This window comes from uncultured Mucilaginibacter sp. (genome assembly GCF_937859865.1).
In the GTDB taxonomy this organism is placed as follows: Bacteria; Bacteroidota; Bacteroidia; order Sphingobacteriales; family Sphingobacteriaceae; genus Mucilaginibacter_A.
On sequence record NZ_CALMAT010000096.1, the window covers coordinates 232 to 2,559 of the forward strand.

Sequence of the window (2,328 nt, forward strand, 5' to 3'; positions counted from 1 at the left end):
CCTTTAGGCTTGGCTGCCATTGGCGATGCCACGCTGATGAAAAAATTTGCCGATATTGCTCGTCAGGAATATCTGGCTGTTGGCATCCGAGAGTCGCTGCACCCACAAGTTGATTTGGCAACCGAGCCGCGCTGGCCACGCATCGCCGGTACTTTTGGCGAAGATGCCAACCTTACCGCCAAGATGGTTACGGCTTATACTTCAGGCTTTCAGGGCGATAAATTAGATAGTAGCAGCGTGGCCTGCATGACCAAACATTTCCCCGGTGGCGGCCCTCAAAATCAAGGCTTGGACCCGCATTTTCCTTTTCAAAAAGGACAAGTCTATCCCGGCAACAACTTCAATTACCATTTAATCCCGTTTGAAGCAGCTTTTAAAGCACATACCGCGGCAATCATGCCTTATTATGGCGTGCCGATGGATGCCGGGCACGAGCATGTGGGTTTCTCCTACAACAAAGCCATTATCACCGGTTTGCTGCGTAATAAATACCATTTTGATGGCGTGGTTTGTACCGATTGGGGTCTGGTTTCCGATACCCACATGGGCCCGGTCAATTGGCCGGCACGTGCCTGGGGCGTCGAAAAATTAACGGTACCAGAACGCGTACAACGGATTATTGATGCCGGTGTTGACCAGTTTGGCGGAGAAAACATCCCGGAAGTAGTGGTGAAATTAGTGAAGGAAAACAAGGTTAGCGAAGCCAGGATTAACCAATCTGTTAAACGCTTGTTGCGCCAAAAATTCGAGTTGGGCTTGTTTGACAACCCTTATGTTGATGCCGTGCAGGCACCAAAAATTGTGGGCAAACCGGCATTTATGAAAGCCGGTGCAGATGCGCAACGCGAAGCCATGATCTTATTAAAAAATGACAACAAAACCCTGCCATTGCAAACCGGGAAGCTCAAAATTTATGTCGAAAACATCAACGTAAAAGAAGCAGCAAAATATGGAACAGTCGTTGCCAACCCGAAAGAGGCCAACTTTGCCATTATCCGTTTAAAAACGCCCTGGTATCCGGTTCAAACCGATATTCCGATGGCCAAAGCTTTTCACCACGGCGATCTGGATTTTAAAGGGACGAAGAAAGACAGCATTCTGCAATTGCTCAATTCGGTTCCAACCATTGTGGTTTTAAACCTGGATCGGCCGGCCGTCATCCCCGAAATCAACGCCAAAGCAAAAGGCTTATTGGCCGAATTTGGCGCCAGCGACGAAGCGGTTTTAGATGTTGTTTTTGGAAAAGCAAAACCCGGTGGAAAACTACCTTTTGAATTGCCTTCGTCTATGGAAGCGGTACGGAACCAAAAAGAAGATGTGCCTTATGATTCTAAAGATCCGTTATATCATTTTGGTTTTGGATTGAAATATTGAGAAAAGTTTCAACCTTGAATACTGTTTTTATCGGTTATTTTTTGGTGAAGGGTTGTAATTTTTAAAAAAGTTATAGCTCTTCACTTTTAGTTGGCGCACCAATTTTTGCCCGATAAAAGAAGCATCCGTTCCTAAACCGCAACAACAACCGTAATCCGGTTTCTTGTTTTTATCTTCGCCGAAGTTTTTCCTTCTTCAAACATGAACAAAGACAAGATACTGGTGATTGGCGCCAACGGGCAAATTGGCACGGCTTTGCTGCCCAAACTACAGGAAATTTATGGCGAAGGTTTTGTAATTGCTTCCGATCTCCAATCAACCCAAAATCCAACAGCGGTTTTTGAAACCTTAGATGCCACACAACCAAACGCCTTGCAAGCACTGATTGAAAAACATAACATCACGCAGGTTTATCATTTGGCGGCGGTTTTATCTGCAAAAGGGGAAGCTGACCCTTTGCAAGCCTGGGAAATCAACATGCAAACGCTGCTAAACGTATTGGAAGCGGCAAGAAATTTCAACCTGAAAAAAGTATTTATCCCAAGTTCTATTGCTGTTTTTGGCGAAAGTGCGCCTCGCCGGTTTACGCCACAACGTGCTTATTTAGACCCAACTACGGTTTACGGCATCAGCAAAGTTGCGGCCGAAAACTGGTGCCAATATTATCACACGCGTTACCAGGTTGATGTCCGTTCTTTGCGTTATCCGGGTGTGATCGGTTATCAATCTATGCCTGGCGGCGGCACTACGGATTATGCGGTGGAGATGTACCACAAGGCCATTGCAGGGGAAAACTACACTTGCTATTTGCAAGAAAATACGCGTTTACCCATGATTTATATGGAAGATGTTTTGCGGGCTACGATAGAACTAATGGAAGCGCCGACAAAGCAAATCAGCGTCAGGACTTCTTATAATTTGGCCGGAACCAGTTTTACGCCCGCAGAATTGTAC

The 2,328-nt window shown here is 45.9% G+C and carries 2 protein-coding genes; both read left to right on the forward strand.

From position 1 onward, the window contains the following. On the forward strand, nt 1–1,374 hold a 1,374-nt coding region (locus Q0192_RS10090), incomplete at its 5' end, for a glycoside hydrolase family 3 N-terminal domain-containing protein (protein ID WP_299289357.1). Between the two features lie 201 nt (nt 1,375–1,575). Further along, nucleotides 1,576–2,328: NAD-dependent epimerase/dehydratase family protein (locus Q0192_RS10095; RefSeq protein ID WP_299289358.1), on the forward strand; the 753-nt coding region annotated here is incomplete at its 3' end.